12 protein-coding genes are annotated in these 15,564 nt (G+C 71.3%); 3 read left to right on the top strand and 9 right to left on the bottom strand.

The features are described from left to right. Positions 1-5 precede the first annotated feature (5 nt). Both ACFYMC_RS08160 and ACFYMC_RS08155 read right to left on the bottom strand, forming a co-directional pair. Positions 6-695 carry a LuxR C-terminal-related transcriptional regulator gene (locus ACFYMC_RS08160; protein WP_388520592.1) on the bottom strand — a complete coding sequence of 230 codons (690 nt, stop codon included), beginning with the start codon at positions 693-695 and terminating at the stop codon, positions 6-8. Beyond that, a complete protein-coding gene (locus tag ACFYMC_RS08155) occupies positions 692-1,984 on the bottom strand; it encodes a PspC domain-containing protein (protein ID WP_388520590.1) in 1,293 nt (430 codons plus the stop codon). The genes ACFYMC_RS08160 and ACFYMC_RS08155 overlap by 4 nt, the downstream gene beginning before the upstream one ends. 153 nt (positions 1,985-2,137) lie before the next feature. Here ACFYMC_RS08155 and ACFYMC_RS08150 point away from each other — a divergent pair, with 153 nt between their 5' ends. Beyond that, positions 2,138-3,478, top strand: a complete 1,341-nt coding sequence (locus ACFYMC_RS08150; RefSeq protein WP_388520588.1) for a PspC domain-containing protein — start codon at positions 2,138-2,140, stop codon at positions 3,476-3,478. Next, positions 3,465-3,668 carry a hypothetical protein gene (locus ACFYMC_RS08145; protein WP_388520586.1) on the top strand — a complete coding sequence of 68 codons (204 nt, stop codon included), beginning with the start codon at positions 3,465-3,467 and terminating at the stop codon, positions 3,666-3,668. Before ACFYMC_RS08150 ends, ACFYMC_RS08145 begins: the two co-directional genes overlap by 14 nt. A 21-nt stretch (positions 3,669-3,689) precedes the next feature. Here ACFYMC_RS08145 and ACFYMC_RS08140 read toward each other — a convergent pair whose 3' ends face one another. From ACFYMC_RS08140 to guaA, 3 genes are all read right to left on the bottom strand, one after another. Beyond that, the gene (locus ACFYMC_RS08140; protein WP_388520584.1) at positions 3,690-4,217 is read right to left on the bottom strand and encodes a DoxX family protein; all 528 of its coding nucleotides are present in this window, start codon (positions 4,215-4,217) and stop codon (positions 3,690-3,692) included. A 10-nt stretch (positions 4,218-4,227) separates the two neighbouring features. Then, positions 4,228-5,493, bottom strand: a complete 1,266-nt coding sequence (locus tag ACFYMC_RS08135) for a hypothetical protein (protein ID WP_388520582.1) — start codon at positions 5,491-5,493, stop codon at positions 4,228-4,230. A gap of 281 nt (positions 5,494-5,774) precedes the next feature. Then, positions 5,775-7,367 carry a glutamine-hydrolyzing GMP synthase gene (guaA, locus tag ACFYMC_RS08130; RefSeq protein WP_388520579.1) on the bottom strand — a complete coding sequence of 531 codons (1,593 nt, stop codon included), beginning with the start codon at positions 7,365-7,367 and terminating at the stop codon, positions 5,775-5,777. 299 nt (positions 7,368-7,666) lie between these two features. On the opposite strand from guaA, the gene ACFYMC_RS08125 reads away from it, so the two are divergent. After that, positions 7,667-7,939, top strand: a complete 273-nt coding sequence (locus ACFYMC_RS08125) for a chorismate mutase (protein ID WP_388520576.1) — start codon at positions 7,667-7,669, stop codon at positions 7,937-7,939. Between the two features lie 264 nt (positions 7,940-8,203). On the opposite strand, the gene ACFYMC_RS08120 is transcribed toward ACFYMC_RS08125, so the two are convergent. From ACFYMC_RS08120 to ACFYMC_RS08105, 4 genes are all read right to left on the bottom strand, one after another. Next, complete coding sequence (locus ACFYMC_RS08120; protein WP_388520573.1) at positions 8,204-9,919, bottom strand: hypothetical protein; 1,716 nt, start codon at positions 9,917-9,919, stop codon at positions 8,204-8,206. Between the two features lie 284 nt (positions 9,920-10,203). Continuing rightward, the gene (locus tag ACFYMC_RS08115) at positions 10,204-12,081 is read right to left on the bottom strand and encodes a GMC oxidoreductase (RefSeq protein WP_388520570.1); all 1,878 of its coding nucleotides are present in this window, start codon (positions 12,079-12,081) and stop codon (positions 10,204-10,206) included. A 58-nt stretch (positions 12,082-12,139) separates the two neighbouring features. Beyond that, positions 12,140-13,768 (bottom strand): succinic semialdehyde dehydrogenase, encoded by a 1,629-nt coding sequence (locus ACFYMC_RS08110; protein ID WP_388520568.1) that lies wholly within the window; start codon positions 13,766-13,768, stop codon positions 12,140-12,142. Positions 13,769-13,914: 146 nt separating this feature from the next. Continuing rightward, complete coding sequence (locus tag ACFYMC_RS08105; RefSeq protein ID WP_388520565.1) at positions 13,915-15,564, bottom strand: serine/threonine-protein kinase; 1,650 nt, start codon at positions 15,562-15,564, stop codon at positions 13,915-13,917.

Below are 15,564 nucleotides of genomic sequence, written 5' to 3'. Positions count from 1 at the left end.
CCGTCTCAGACCAGGCGGCGTGCCGTCGCCCAGCGGGTCAGTTCGTGCCGGTTGGAGAGCTGGAGCTTGCGTAGCACCGCCGACACATGGGACTCGACGGTCTTGACGGAGATGAACAACTGCTTCGCGATCTCCTTGTAGGCGTATCCGCGGGCGATCAGGCGCAGCACCTCCCGCTCCCGCTGGGTGAGCCTGTCCATGTCCTCGTCCACCGGCGGTGCGTCCGTCGAGGCGAAGGCGTCCAGCACGAAGCCGGCGAGCCGGGGCGAGAACACCGCGTCGCCCTCCTGTACCCGGAACACCGAGTCGATGAGGTCCTTGCCGGTGATGGTCTTGGTGACGTATCCGCGGGCGCCTCCGCGGATCACGCCGATGACGTCCTCGGCCGCGTCCGAGACCGACAGGGCGAGGAAGCGCACCGGGTTCTCGGGGGCGGCCATCAGCGGAGCGCAGCGCCGCAGCACCTCCACACCACCGCCGCCGGGCAGGTGCACGTCGAGGAGGACCACCTCCGGGCGGGTGGCGGTGATCACGGTGACGGCCTGGTCCACGTCGGCGGCCTCCCCGACCACCTCCACCCCGGTGTGTTCGGTGTCGCCGATCTCGGCCTGCACCCCGGTACGGAACATCCGGTGGTCGTCCACCAGCACCACCCGCACCCGCCGGTTCTCGGTCGTCGCGCTCTCTTCGGTCATTGGGTGCCCGCCCTCTCCATCTCCAGCTCCACTTCCGTGCCCCCGTCGGGCGCGGACCGCAGGCGCGCGGTCCCACCGTTGCGCTGCATCCGTCCGATGATCGACTCCCGCACGCCCATCCGGTCGCCGGGGATCGCGTCGAGGTCGAAGCCGGGGCCCCGGTCCCGCACGGAGACGAAGACCGTGTTCCCCTCCACCTCGGCGTAGACCTGAACCGCGCCGCCCCCGCCACCGTACTTGGCGGCGTTGACCATCGCCTCGCGCGCGGCCTGCATCTGTGCTGCCAGTTTCTCGTCGAGCGGGCAGTCTCCGACGACCACCACCTCGATCTGGGCGCCGTGCAGGTCCTCGACCTCGCCGGCGATCGATCGGACCGCGTCGGCGAGGGTGTCGGGTTCCTGGGCCTCGTCCTTGCCGTTGCCTTCGGGCCGGTACAGCCAGGCGCGCAGTTCCCGTTCCTGGGCCCGCGCCAGCCGGGCCACCTCGCGGGCGTCCTCGGCGTTGCGCTGGATCAGGGTCAGGGTGTGCAGCACGGAGTCGTGGACGTGCGCGGCGACCTCGGCGCGCTCCTGGGCGCGGATGCGCATCAAGCGCTCCTCGGAGAGGTCCTGGGTCATCCGGATCAGCCAGGGGCCGGCGAGCAGGGCGATGCCGGCCAGGACGGCGAGTGCGGCCGTCAGCACGTTCCCGAGCTGCGCCGCCGAACCTCGGACCACGATGAAGACGGCCAGCCCGATGCCCACCAGCGCCACCCCGGACAAGACCCGGGCCACGGGGATCAGCCGGTTGCGCCCTCGGGAGGCACTCCAGTGCGCCTTGCGGTCGTTGTCGGCCTGCCGCCAGACCAGGACGACGCCGGCGCCGATCAGCAGCAGCGGCCAGATGTAGCGTCCCGCCTCGCCGCCGAGCTGCACCTTGGAGACGAAGACCAAGGCGCTGATCAGCAGCACGACGAGGGCGACGGTCTGCCCGCGGTCGGGTTTGCGCAGCCGTCGTCGCCCGTCCGGGGTGACCTCGAAGGGAGACTTGGGCTTGCCCGTTCCGCCCACGCCCAGCGGAACCACGACCCAGAACACCGCGTACAGCAGCACGCCCAGCCCGTCGGCGAAGATGAACAGGCCGATGAAGACAATCCTGACCCATATGACGGGCAGGCCGAGGTGCCCGGCCAGTCCCCGTGCGACACCGCCGAGCATCCGGCCCTCGGCGCTGCGGTAGAGCCGGCGCTGCGCCGGTTCTTCGGATTCGGGCGCGAGCGGATACGCGGGGCGGGGTGAGGCGGCTGGCATGTGTTTGATGGTCACATGCCGCAGCGCGAGCGGACATCAGGGCGGTCCCCTACTTGCGGCCCTTCGATCCCCGAGGTCCACGTGTTCGATCTCAGGGTCGGGCCAGGGTGGGGCCGGATTCCTCCCGGTCGAATGGCCCGTCACCATGGAGCCATGACGCAGCCATCTGACGCGCCGGCGAGCCGGCCGGATCCGGCGGCCGGCGAGCCCGTGCCGGAGCAGCGGCCACCCTTGCGCCGCAGCCGGAGCAGCCATGTGCTGTCCGGCGTCTGCGGCGGTCTCGGCCGGTACTTCGACCTGGATCCGGTGATCTTCCGGATCGTCTTGGGCGTGCTCGCGGTCACCGGCGGCATGGGGCTGATCTTCTACGGCTTCGCCTGGCTGTTGATCCCGTTGGAGGGCGAGGAGGAGAACGAGGCGAAGCGGCTCCTGACGGGCCGGGTCGAGGGGGCCACGCTGGCAGCGATCCTGTTGGCCCTGGTGGGCTGCGGGTTGTTCCTCTCGATGCTCAGCAACGGCTCGGTGACCGTCTTCACCACCCTGGTCGTCCTCGGACTGTCCGGAGCCGCCTACTGGTCGCTGCAACGGCGACAGGCCGCTCCGGGCGGGGGCCAGGACCCGGCCCAGGCGCACGGTCTGCCCGAGGCGCCTCCGGAGACGAAGGCTCCGCCGGCGCCGGGCAGTCCGTCCTGGTGGCGGGACCCCCTGGAGAAGGGGGGGCCGGGCGGTTCGGGCTACCTGTGGGGCCCGGCTTCGGCGGCGGGCGCCGAAGCCGCGCGGACGGGCCCCGTCGAGGCCGGCGGGAACCCCTGGCGGCCCACGGAGGCGGAGGCGGCGGACCCGCCGGTGGTCGTGCGGCAGCCGTCCGGCGGGATGGGCGGTCGGGTCTTCCTGTTCGCCCTGCTGGCCGGAGGTCTGGGTACGTCCCTGACCTGGCGGTCCCAACCCCTGGGGGTGAGCCTGCAGACCGGACTGGCCCTGGCACTCGCCGTCATCGGTCTGGGCCTGGTCGTGGGTTCCCGGTGGGGTCGGGTGCGGCTGGGCACGGTCGTGCTGGGCCTGGTCACGGCACTGCTGATGGGGCTCGCCTCGGTGCTGCCGCGGGACATCGGCACCGATTGGGCGCGCACCGAGTGGCGGCCCTCTTCGGTGGCCGCGCTGCGTGACGGCTACGAGCTGGGCACCGGGGTCGCCACCTTGGACCTGAGCGAGGTGGACCTCGCACCGGGCCAGAGCGCGAAGGTGCGGGTCGAGGTGGGTGCGGGCCGCCTTCTGCTGGTGCTGCCGGTCGGGGCGACGGCGAAGGCGGACATCCACGTGGGCCTGGGTGAGGTGAAGCTGCCCGGTGAACGCCACAACGGGGTGCTCGTGCGCAATGACATCACCCAGTCGGCGACGCTGACCCCGCCCACCGGGTCGCCTCCCGGCGGCACCTTCGAGTTGACCCTGAGGACCGGTGTGGGACAGGTGGAGGTGCGTCGTGCGCAGTCATGATTTCCAGCCGGGCCGACTGGTCGCCGGGCTGTCCCTGATGGCGGCTGCGGTGTTGTTCTTCGGTGATGCGCGGGGCGCCTGGGAGACGCCCTGGTACGTGTTGGTGCCCGTGGTGTGCGGTGGCCTGGGGGTCGCCGCAGTGCTGGGGGTGAGCGTGTACGCGGTGCGCAGACACCGTGGGCAGTGGTGAGGGGCGCCGCCGTCCGGGGCGTCAACGGCCGTGGCGGCGTTCGCTGATCAGGGCGTCCAGTGACCAGTAGGGCGCGCCGGCCAGCACGAGGGGGACCCAGCAGAACATGTACGGGAGGTCGTTGCCGTAGTAGTACGGCTGGGCCTGCCAGCTGACGGTCAGCCACAGGCTGAGGCTGATGAGGGCTCCGCCGAGGGCCGCGATGCGGGCCAGGAGACCGAGCAGGGTCCCGATGCCCACGGCGATTTCACCGAGGGCCATGGCGTATCCGAAGCTCACCGGATCGTTGAGGGACAGGTCCACCAGGGCGGGGATCGCCGAGCTGTCGCGAACGCCCCGCATCATTTCGGCGATGGATCCGCTTCCGGTGGCCTGGAGGAAGGCGGGGTCGGTGAGTTTGTCGAGTCCGGCGTAGAGGAAGGTGACGCCGAGGAAAAGACGCAGGGGCAGCAGCGCGTAGGGGGAGACCTGGGCGCGCAGCCCGCCGGTCGGGCCGGTGTGCCGTCGGGCGGGTGCGGTGTCGGGAGCCTCGGCCCGGGATCGTGTCATGTTCACATGTTCAATCCACGAGTTCGACGGGGCAACGGTTCGACTCGACTCCCGCCGCCGTCACCACCTGCACCTCCACCCTCCCCGGCTCCACGTCGGCGGGCACCGGCACGGTCAACACCTGGTCGCCCGGATTGCTGAACCCGCCCGCCACCGGCACCAGTGGCACATGGACGTACACCGCCCCGATCCGGACCGTGAGCCGGGCCAGCATTTCCGGGGTCTGGGCGCCGGGTGGCACGAATCCGGTTCCCCGGATCTCGATGTCGTCGCCGATGCGCAGGGGCGCGTCGAGATCGCCCACCTCACGGGCCCGCACCACCGACAGCACCACCGGCCGACCACCCTCGGCGTACTTGGCGGCCAGGTAGACCAGCGCGGAGAGCCCGTGCAGCACGGTGAGGGTCCACGGCAGCTGCGGCAGTGCGTCGGGCCGGCCGGCCAGGCGCACCGCGGCCAGGAGTACGGCGACCGTGCTCACCAGGAGGTACTGCGCGTCCGCGAAGCTTCCGCGTCCGGCGTCGTCGGTGAGCAGGTCGGCGCCGCGCGGGCGGTCCGCCGGCAACTTCTGGAGCCGACCGGTGGCCACCCGTACGCCGACCACGCGCCGGACCAGCACCGCCGTCCCACAACTGCACCCGAGGACCAGCAGCAGGCCGGCGGCACCGGACAGTTCGAAGCCGGCCTGAAGTGTCGTGCGTTGCGGTCCGGGCGCGGTGAGGGCCAGCCGGACCGTGAGCAGCAGCACCGCGAAGGCGCTCACCACGCTCCAGGAGCAGGCCACCACCCGCGAGGTGGACAGCCGGTTGTCCTCCCCCACCATGGGGGCCAGCAGGCCGCCGCGTGCCCATTGGGCCCGTGAGGCCGCGGTCAGCAGGGCGGCCAGCACCAGTGCGGCCAGCAGCCCCGCGGTGCGGGCCGTGCTCCAACCCGCTGCGAGGGCGGTGCCCGCCTGGGCGGCTGCCAGTAGGCCCACGGCCACCCACAGCGCGATCACCGAGCGGCGGGCGAGCAGGTGCATCCAGGAGTGTCCCGCCTCCCGGCTGCGTTGGGCGACGGTACGGGCGGACTGGGCCAGCTCGTTGGACACCCAGGTGCGGGAGGCCCCGGCTGAGCGCGCCACGGCGGCCGGTAGGCCGTGGCCGGCGGCGAGCTCGTCACGGCGCTCCACGAACGCGGCGACGGCCCGGCGGTGGCCCTCACGTGCGCCGTGCGGGCAGTCCTCGCACGTGCAGCCGCCGCCATGGGTACTTCGATGCAGCTCCTGTACAGCCACCGGAGCGCCGCCTCTCATAACCGATCATGCTGATCAGCCGATCGTCCAAGATCTTCTGATCATGTCCAATTACTGTGTAGAGGCTGCGAATTGTGCCGCACGGAACGAGGCGCTCCGGGCGCACCCGACGTCAGAGAGGGTGGTTCGGTTGGCGCGAGGTTGACGCCGGGCAGGTTATCCGTACGGCCGTTCGCCTTGCGAGCGCTGGTCCCGGAGCTGCCACCGCAAACACGACGGTGCCCGCCCCCGTACACGACGGAGGCGGGCACCGGCCGGCTCTCTTACTCCCACTCGATGGTGCCCGGGGGCTTGCTCGTCACATCGAGCACCACCCGGTTCACGTCCCGCACCTCGTTGGTGATCCGGGTCGAGATCCGCGCCAGGACCTCGTACGGCATCCGCGTCCAGTCGGCCGTCATGGCGTCCTCCGAGGAGACCGGCCGCAGCACGATCGGGTGGCCGTAGGTGCGGCCGTCGCCCTGCACGCCCACGCTGCGCACGTCCGCGAGCAGGACGACCGGGCACTGCCAGATCTCACGGTCCAGGCCCGCCGCCGTCAGCTCGGCCCGCGCGATGGCGTCGGCCTCGCGCAGCAGGTCCAGACGCTCCTTGGTGACCTCACCCACGATGCGGATGCCGAGCCCGGGGCCCGGGAAGGGCTGGCGCTGGACGATCTCGTCCGGCAGGCCGAGCTCCTGGCCGACCATGCGGACCTCGTCCTTGAACAGCTGCCGCAGCGGCTCCACGAGCTGGAACTCCAGGTCCTCGGGGAGCCCGCCGACGTTGTGGTGCGACTTGATGTTCGCCGTACCGGTACCGCCACCCGATTCGACGATGTCCGGGTACAGCGTGCCCTGCACCAGGAACTCCACCGGCTGATCCCCCGGGGCTTCGGCGACGATCTCCGCCTGGGCCTGCTCGAAGACCCGGATGAACTCGCGGCCGATGATCTTCCGCTTCTCCTCGGGGTCGCTCACCCCCGCCAGCGCACCCAAGAAGCGCTCCTGGGCGTCGACCACCTTCAGCTTGACGCCGGTCGCCGCGACGAAGTCCTTCTCGACCTGCTCCGTCTCCCCCTTGCGCATCAGGCCGTGGTCCACGTACACACAGGTCAGCTGCGAACCGATGGCCTTCTGCACCAGCGCCGCGGCCACCGCGGAATCCACGCCGCCGGACAGACCGCAGATGGCGCGCCTGGTGCCGACCTGCTCGCGGATGGCTGCGACCTGCTCCTCGATGACGTTGCCGGTGGTCCAGTCGGGCTTGAGGCCGGCGCCCCGGTAGAGGAAGTGCTCCAGGATCTGCTGTCCGTGCGTGGAGTGCATCACCTCGGGGTGGTACTGCACGCCGTACAGCTTCTTCTCGTCGTTCTCGAAGGCGGCGACGGGCGCCACGCCCGTCGACGCGGTGACGACGAAGCCTTCGGGTGCGGCGGAGCAGGCGTCACCGTGCGACATCCACACCGACTGGTGCTCCGGGGTGCCCTCGAACAGCGTGGAACCGGGCTTGGATACCGCCATCTGGGTCCGGCCGTACTCGCGGGCACCGGTGTTGTCCACCGTGCCGCCGAGGGTCGTCGCCATCAACTGGAAGCCGTAGCACATGCCGAACACCGGTACGCCGGCCTCGAACAGTGCGCGATCGAGCGTCGGAGCGCCCTCCTCGTACACCGAGGACGGCCCGCCGGAGAGGATGATCGCCTTGGGGTTCCTGGCGAGCATCTCGGCCACGGGCATCGTGCTCGGCACGATCTCGCTGTAGACCCGGGCCTCGCGGACGCGGCGGGCGATGAGCTGGGCGTACTGCGCTCCGAAGTCGACAACGAGGACCGTGTCCGTGGAGGCGTCTTGGGCGGCGGAGGGTGCTTCTGGCACGGGGCGGCCTTCCGGCAAGAAATGGGGCTTGTTCTGTCGATTCTAACGGGGCACTCCCACCGCCTTTCGTCTCACCATCCGAACCGGATTGGCTCCCGGCCGGCCCGGTGGACATAATCCCTGGCATGCGCAAGCAGGTGAGCTTCCTCTTTACCTATGGCACCAGCCGGTCCGGTCGCCATGGGTGGACGTGCTGCTCAGCTTGAGCCGTTGAGACACCCCAGAGCGCCCCGGCCGACAGGCCCGGGGCGCTCTGTCGTTCACGGACCCGTCGGCCCAACACCGACAGGAGACCGTTCATGACCGTCACCACCACCGAACCGACCGCTGCCGCCGAGCTGATCGCCGGCTCCCGTGAACGCATCGACGCCCTCGACGACCGGATCATCGGTCTCATCCAGGAACGGATGGCCGTCTCGTCCGTCATCCAGGAGGCCCGGATCGGCTCCGGCGGCCGTCGGGTCAGCCTCTCGCGTGAGATGCAGGTCCTCAACCACTACAGCGAAGCGCTCGGCAAGCCCGGCACCTCGCTCGCCATGACCTTGTTGGAGCTGTGCCGGGGCCGGGTGTGAGGGGCGCCGCCGCAAGCAGCGGGAAGACTCACCCCCGGCACCCCGTGACCGCACGTCATGGACCTCGTTGGTGCTGGTAGTCCGCGCCAGCCAGGTGTGGAACGGCAAAAAACCACGCGTGGCTCCGCTGGGGCGATGAGGCGTGCGCCCGTGGTGCGCGCGCCGTGGGACCTCGCACCAGCAGGTGACCGGTCGGCAGGGGACAGCAGCCCGGTCACCGTCAGGAGGACGGCCGGCTCCGGGGACGCCCGGACCGGCCGTCTGTCACTGCCGGGTCCGGCCCGGGCCCCGCCCCCGAGGTCCGACCCGCCGCCGCTCCCGGCCCCATCCGTTTGGCCGTCGAGTGCGCAGCGCCAGCAGGATCGCCGCTGCGGCAGCCAGTGCACAGGAGGCGCCGGCCGTGATGAGTCCCCGCCGGACGGCACTCAGGGCGAGTCCGCCCCTGGTCCCCTGGACCAGTTCGTCGACGCCCTGCCCGGCGTCCGCCTCAGCTGCGGTGGAGGCGGTGGGCCTGGTGGTGACCGCTGCGGGAGCGGTGGCCGCGGGAGTACTGGGGGCCCCGCCGCTCACCGCGACCCGTCCGCCGCCACCTCCGGCTGCCCCGCTCGGCTGCGGCCGGTTCAGGACGTGGACGGCCGTGTTGTTGCCCGGGGCAGGGTCGAAGGCCAACGGCCGGGTGCCACCTCCGGGAGCCTTGGCGCCCACCTGGACGGAACCGGTGGCCCCTGCGACGAACCGGTCGACGACGAGGTCGAAGGGGAAGCTCACCCGCTCGCCCTCGCTGATGACTTGCGGGGCCCGGCAGGCGTAGCGCGGGGCGCCGAGCTGCTCGGTACGCGCGGCCCCGTCGGCGGTACGTGCGCCGCACCCCGCCGGAACGGCGAGGACTCTGGTGCCCGGCGGTACGCGGACGTCAACACTGACCGCGGTTCCTGGGCCGGTGAGCCAGGCCGGCCCGTCATTGCGGAACCCGAGGTCGGCTCGGACCTGCTGTCCGACCGAACCCCGTAGGGATGCGGGCAGCGCCACCAGGTCTGCCGAGTTGGCGGTGTGGAACCCGGCCTCGTGTTGCTGGGCGGTCCGCCCGTCGCCGGGTTCGGCTTCGGGGCGTTCGGTCGCGTGGGGCTTGAGCCCCAGGGTGCCGGCCGAGCCGCGGGTGAAGCCGCCACCGGCTCGGACGACGGCCCGGTGCTGCGGGGTGTCCTCGGCTATCCGGTACACCAGCGAGTCGTTGAAGGCCCGCTGCGTGGCCAGCAGGGTCAGCGGTCCGGCGAGCGCGTAGCGGTGTCCCGGCTCGAAGGGCCCGGGGAAGGTGCACCAGGCGACGGCCCAGGCCAGGCTGCCCGGGCTGCCGCCACCCGGTTCGCGGTAGGAGCAGTTGGAGTTGAGCTGGACCCAGGACAGACCGCGGGTGGTGCGCAGTTCCAGGAGGGCCCCCTGGGCCGGGGCCGTGCCGGTGTTGGCGAAGGTGAGGTCCACGGCCTGTCGCTCTCCGGGCACCAGCTCGGATTTGAGCGCGAGCTCGGACAGCACCAGGTCCGGCCCTCCGACGGTGATCAGACCGCTGTAGGGGGTGAAGCGTGCCCCCGGGCCCGCGCCGGTGACGGTGAGCCTGCCGCTCGCCCCTGGCCGGCTTCCCCCCGCGGCGCTGAGCGTCAACTCGGCGATGGTCCGACGCTCGTGGTGCAGGTTCTCCAGCGTGCACACGGCGCTGGTGGCCGCCGTCACGCAGTCCGAATCCGGTGAGGGCTTCAGCTTCACCTCGGCGATCTGGGCCAGGGGGGCGAAGTCCAGGGTGAACACGGCGGGCCCGGGTGCGTCCGGTCCGCCCGATTCCTGCGAGCCGCCGGCTCCGCCGAGCGTCGGCCGCTGTCCCGTGCCGGCTCCGCCGACCGTGAGGATGACGGTCGCCTGCGCTGGCCGGCCCTCTCCCGTGTGCGGGAAGAGACCCACCTCGGCCGGGCCGCCGAGCGTGAACACCGGTCTTTCGGGGACGTCTGCGGGGGTACCGGGGCTTTCGCCGCCCCGAGGGACAGCAAACCGGCCACCGCCCAAGCGGCTGCGGTCGCGGGGATGCGTCTCATGGTCGTTTCGACCCTTGCACCCCTGGAGGAGTTGCACCCACGGCGTGTGATGCACGCCACAGAAGTCTTTCGGGGAAACACGGGCAACTATTCCGATGGGTTGCGGGTCACTTATACGAAACCGACGCCACCGCGCGTGAGGGGCTGCCTTCGGAGGGGAATGCAGCCCCTCTTGGTTGTTCAGTCCGCCCGCCCGGGCCCTTCGGGGCGGGCCGACACACCGCCCTCGCCGTCCTTCTCCTTCGGCGGTACTACCGGCACTGCGAGCAGCGGTAGCCGCAATGCCCCGAAGGCGTCCTTGGGCACGGCCGGGTGAAGTGGCTCGACGGCGGCCAACCGCCGGTAGGCCTCCCCCTGGACGGGCCTCGGATCACGTTCACCCTTGTTCGGCCAGTACGACATGGCCCGCTCGGCCTGTGCGGTGATGGTCAGCGAAGGATTGACCCCGAGGTTGGCCGAGACCGCCGAGCCGTCCACGACCGAGATCCCCGGGTGACCGTACAGCCGGTGGTAGGGGTCGATGACCCCTACGTCGGCCCCGGCGCCGATGGGACAGCCGCCCAGGAAGTGTGCGGTCAGCGGGGTGCCCATCAGTTCGCCGACGTTGCTGCCGGCGAAACCGTTGATCTCCTCCGCGAGGAGGGTCGCCGCCCGCGTCGCCTCCTCGATCTGCGTCGGGTTGGGAGCGCCGTGGCCCTGACGTGCAGTGAGCAGGCCCTTCCCCAGCCCGCCCGGTTTGCGGTAGGTGGTCAGCGAATTGTCCAAGGACTGCATCACCAGACCGATGATGCTCCGTTCCGACCAGCGCCGGTTGGACAGCGAACGGGCCCACTGCACGGGGTGCCTCACCACCCGGCCGAGCCAGCCGCGCACCCGGTGTGCTCCGTAGGGAACCTGAAGGATCGACAGCGACCCCATGGCGTTCGAGCCCTTGCCGTAGCGGACCGGCTCGATGTGGGTGTTCTCGTCGGGGTGGATGGACGAGGTGATGGCCACCCCCTGGCTGAAGTCGGCCCGCGGCGCACCGTGCCGCCGGCGGTAGCGGCGGTCGTCAGTCTGAGCGCCCACCAGCGCCTCGGAGTTGGTCCGGGTCAGTTCGCCCAGGCGCACGGAGAGCCGCGGCAGCTCGCCGCGGTCCTTCATGGTGTGCAGCAGGGTCTGGGTCCCGTACGTGCCGGCCGCGAGCACCACGTAACGGGCCCGCAGTTCCTTGGCGACGCCCCGGCGACGGCCGTCGGTGGGCACGGTGCGGATCCGGTGGCCGCCGCCCGGGTGCTCGGCCAACGCGGTGACGGTGGTCATCGGGTGGATGACGGCTCCCGCCCGTTCGGCGAGGTACAGGTAGTTCTCGTTGAGGGTGTTCTTGGCTCCGTGCCGGCAGCCGGTCATGCACTCACCGCACTGGGTGCAGGCCCGGCGGTCCGGTCCGACCCCTCCGAAGTACGGATCGGCTACGGCGCAGCCGGGGCGGGCGGTGACAGCGCCGTCGGCGTCCTCGCCGTCACCGAAGAACACCCCGACCGGCGCGAGGTGGAAGGTCTCGCCCACACCCATCCGTTCGGCAGTGGCCAGCAGGTGCACGTCGGAGGGCGTCATGGTCGGGTTCAGTCGGACGCCGAGCATCCGCTTGGCCTGGTCGTAGTACGGGGTGAGCTCGTCCCGCCAGTCCGTGATGGAGACCCACTGACGGTCCTCGAAGAAGGCGGCCGGCGGTACGTACAACGTGTTGGCGTAGTTGAGGGAGCCGCCCCCCACGCCCGCGCCGGCGAGCACCATCACCTTGCCCAGGAGGTGGATGCGTTGGATCCCGTACAACCCGAGGGCCGGTGCCCACAGGTAGTTACGCAGGTCCCAGGAGTTCTTGGGCAGACTCTCCGGGGTGAAGCGGCGTCCGGCCTCCAACACCCCGACGCGGTACCCCTTCTCGCTCAGGCGTAGCGCCGAGACGGAGCCGCCGAACCCGGATCCGACGACGATGACGTCGTAGTCGTACGGGTCCCCCACCGGTTCCGCGGCTGTGTGCTCGGGCGGGTTCTGGGCAGGGGTGTCCCGTGGCATGGGCTCTCCTCGTTCCGGAGCGGGTTCGGTGGGACCCGGAGGGTCCTGGCGTCGTGTCTCAGCGGAGCCGCAGGGCCTTCATCACCTTGAGGCTGCGGGTCAGGAGGGTGGTGTAGGCCTCGTCGGTGAGCCCCAACGAGGGGGCCATCGGCAGCAGCCTCTGGTGGGCGACGGTCTGGGCTTCGGTGTACTTGAGGATGCCCTCGGAGCCGTGCCGCCGGCCGAGCCCGGAGTCCTTCATGCCGCCCATCGGCGACTGCACGCTGCCGTAGGCGGGGGCGTACCCCTCGTTGATGTTGACGGTGCCGGTGCGCAGTCGGGCCGCGACCCGGTGGCCGCGCCGTGCGTCCTTGGTCCAGACGCTGGAGTTGAGGCCGTAGGGGGTTGCGTTGGCCCGGGCGATCACCTCGTCCTCGTCCTGGAAGCGGTACACCGAGACGACGGGGCCGAAGGTCTCCTCCGCGCAGACCGCCATGGGCGCCTCGACGCCTTCGAGGATGGTGGGCTCATAGAACAGCGGGCCGACATCCGGGCGCGCGACGCCGCCGGCAACCAGGGTCGCGCCCTTGGCGACGGCCTCCTCGACGTGCCGCTGCACGGTCTCCAGCTGCCGCTCGCCGACCAGCGAGCCCATATCCGCGCCGTAGGCGAGGGCGGAGCCGAGTCGCATGGCCTTGGTGCGCGCGGCGAAGCGGGCGAGGAACTCCTCGGCGACCGACTCGTGCACGTAGAGCCGCTCGATGGAGATGCACAGTTGACCGGCGGAGGAGAAGCACGCGCGGACGGCGCCGGCAGCCGCCTTCTCGATGTCGGCGTCGTGGAGCACCAGCATGGCGTTCTTGCCGCCGAGTTCGAGGGAGACGCCGACCAGTCGGGCCGCAGCCCCCTGAGCGACCTCCCGGCCGGTTCGGGTGGATCCGGTGAAGGAGACGTAGTCGGCGTGCCGGACGATCTCGGGACCGACCACGGGGCCCTCGCCGAGCACGATCTGGAAGACGGCCGCCGGCAGGCCGGCTTCGATCAGTAGCTCGCGTGCCCACAGGGCGGTCAGCGCCGTCTCCGTGTCCGGTTTCATCACCACGGCGTTACCCGAGACGAAGGCGGGCAGCGCATCCCCGACCGACAGTTCCAGGGGGTAGTTCCACGGCGCGATCTGGCCGACCACTCCGCGGGGCTGGCGCAGTTCGGTGACCTTGGTGAGGGTGGGGATGGCACCCTGGTGCCCCTTGGGGCGCAGGTAGGAGGGGGCCTTGCGGCCGTAGTGGCGGGCGGCCACGGCAACGGCCTGGACTTCCTCGTGCGCGTGCAGTCGCGCCTTGCCGGTCTCCAGTTGGATCAGATCGAGGACTTCGGCCTGTCGCTCCAGCACGAGATCGTGGAAGCGCAGCAGGACCGCCGCGCGGGCCCGTACCGGCGTCCGTGCCCAGGCGGCCTGGGCGGCACGGGCGCGTTCGAAGGCGGTGGCGACCTCTTGCGGGCTGGCTTCGGGGAGATCGGCCAGCTTCTCGCCGCTGAAGGGAGTGTGGTTGGCGGTGCGGCCGGAGCCGACGACCGCGCGGGTCAGGCGCGCGACGAGCGCGGGGGTGACGACGTCTGCGGCGGTGCGCGCACCGGCGGGCGCGGGAGCCACGGGGTTGGTGCCGGCAGAGGCGCTGCGGGGGGCTGCGGGGGCCTGCGAGTCCGTCATGGCGGTGAGCGTATGACGTCCCGAGGCAGTTGGGTACCCGTCGGTAACCAATTTTTGCCATTACTGCCAGCATCTGCTGGCACGGTGTGTGCCCGACCTGCTCCAGCCCCGGCTCACGAGACCGGGCCACCGCCGCGGGGCGGGGACTACGGGCGCTCAGCAGGCTGCCAGCCCCGCAGCACGACGTCGAACTGTTCACGGATCTGCGCCCAGTCCGCCGCCGGACCGGACATGTAGATCGCGTACTCCGTCCCGTCGGGCGCCTCGTACATCTGGTCGATGGCCCGGCGCTCACCCGGGTGGTCCTTGGTCTCGACCCAGGTGAACTCCCAAATGCCCGCCTGGGTCTGCCCCCGGAAGGTGTTGGCGTGCAAGGTCCGCCGCTGGTACTGCGGCAACCGCTCGCGTACGGAGTTCTCCACGTCCAGCAGGTGGGTGTAGGGGTTTTCGAAGTCCGGCACCGGGTCCATGCTGACGCGGATGCGGTGCAGCCCGTCGTCCGGCGTGTAGTCGATCTGGTCGCCGTCCATCTGACGGCGCCAGCCCTGGGGCACGAAGAGACTGAAGCCCTCCGGGTCCGTCACCCGGGTGTAGCCCTCCGGGGCGACCCTGGCACCGTCCCCTTGCGACCCGGCGCCCTGCCCCTGTGGGGTACGCCCGTCGGTGACCGCGGGTGCCCCCGCGCCCCCGCGCCCCTCACCGAGGGTGAGCGCGGCGTACGCCCCGCCGCCTCCGAGCAGCGCGGCCGTCACGGCGACCAGTAGCGCGCGGCGCACCCGGCCGCGGCTGCGGTTGACGTGGCCGCCGGACGGTGGCGGTCCCACTTCGACCGCCGTCGAGCCCGAAGCCTGCCCCGGCCCCTGCGCGGCGCCCTGAACGTTCGCCGGCAAGGCGCCGGATATCGGTTCCCCGGCGAACCGCTGGGTGGGCACGTATGCGTGCGCGGCGGTCGGGGTGCGCCCCTCCATCGCCTCGATCAACATCCGCTCGGTCTCCTCGGCCGAGGGGCGCTCGGCCGGGTCCTTGCGCAACAGGCCGGTGATCACCAGGGCCAGCGGGCCGGCATGCTGAAGCGGCGGCAGTTCCTCGTTGACCACTGCCTCCATGGTGGAGATCGGCGAGGAACGACGGAAGGGGGAACGGTTCTCCACAGCGGTGTACAGCGTCGCTCCGAGCGCCCACAGATCGGAGGCGGGGCCGGGGCCACCGCCGCGGACCCGCTCCGGAGCGAGATAGTCCAGGGAGCCGACGATCTCGCCGGTGCGCGTGATCGAGGAGTCGCCCTCGATCGCCGCGATACCGAAGTCGGTGATCAGGACCCGTCCGTCCCGGGCCAGGAGGATGTTCGCCGGTTTCACGTCACGGTGCAGCACACCGACCCGGTGCGCGGCGCGCAGCGCTCCCAGGACGTGCAGGCCGACCCTGGCCGCCTCGCGCGGATCGACCCTGCCACCCTCCGCCTCCTTGGCGGCGTCCGCGAGGGACGGTCCGTCGATGAGCTCCATGACGATCCATGGCCGGGCGTCGTGCTCCAGCACATCGTGGACGGTGACGACTCCGGGGTGTTGGATCCGAGCGGCGGCCCGCGCCTCTTTCTGGGTGCGGGCGTGCAGAACGGCCCGGTCGGCCTCAGCCACGTACAGACCGGCCGTCAGTTCCTTGACTGCGACGGTACGGTGCAGCACCTCATCGTGGGCACGCCACACCTTGCCCATGCCGCCGCGCCCGATCGACTCCACGAGCCGGTAACGGCCGGCGATCACCGTGCCCGCGCCTGTCGTCGTCCTGTTGTCCAC

The sequence above is a fragment of the Streptomyces sp. NPDC006879 genome (assembly GCF_042869595.1).
GTDB lineage: Bacteria > Actinomycetota > Actinomycetes > Streptomycetales > Streptomycetaceae > Streptomyces.
Note: the sequence above shows the minus strand (reverse complement) of the source record. Positions and strands in the feature narration are given on the sequence as shown.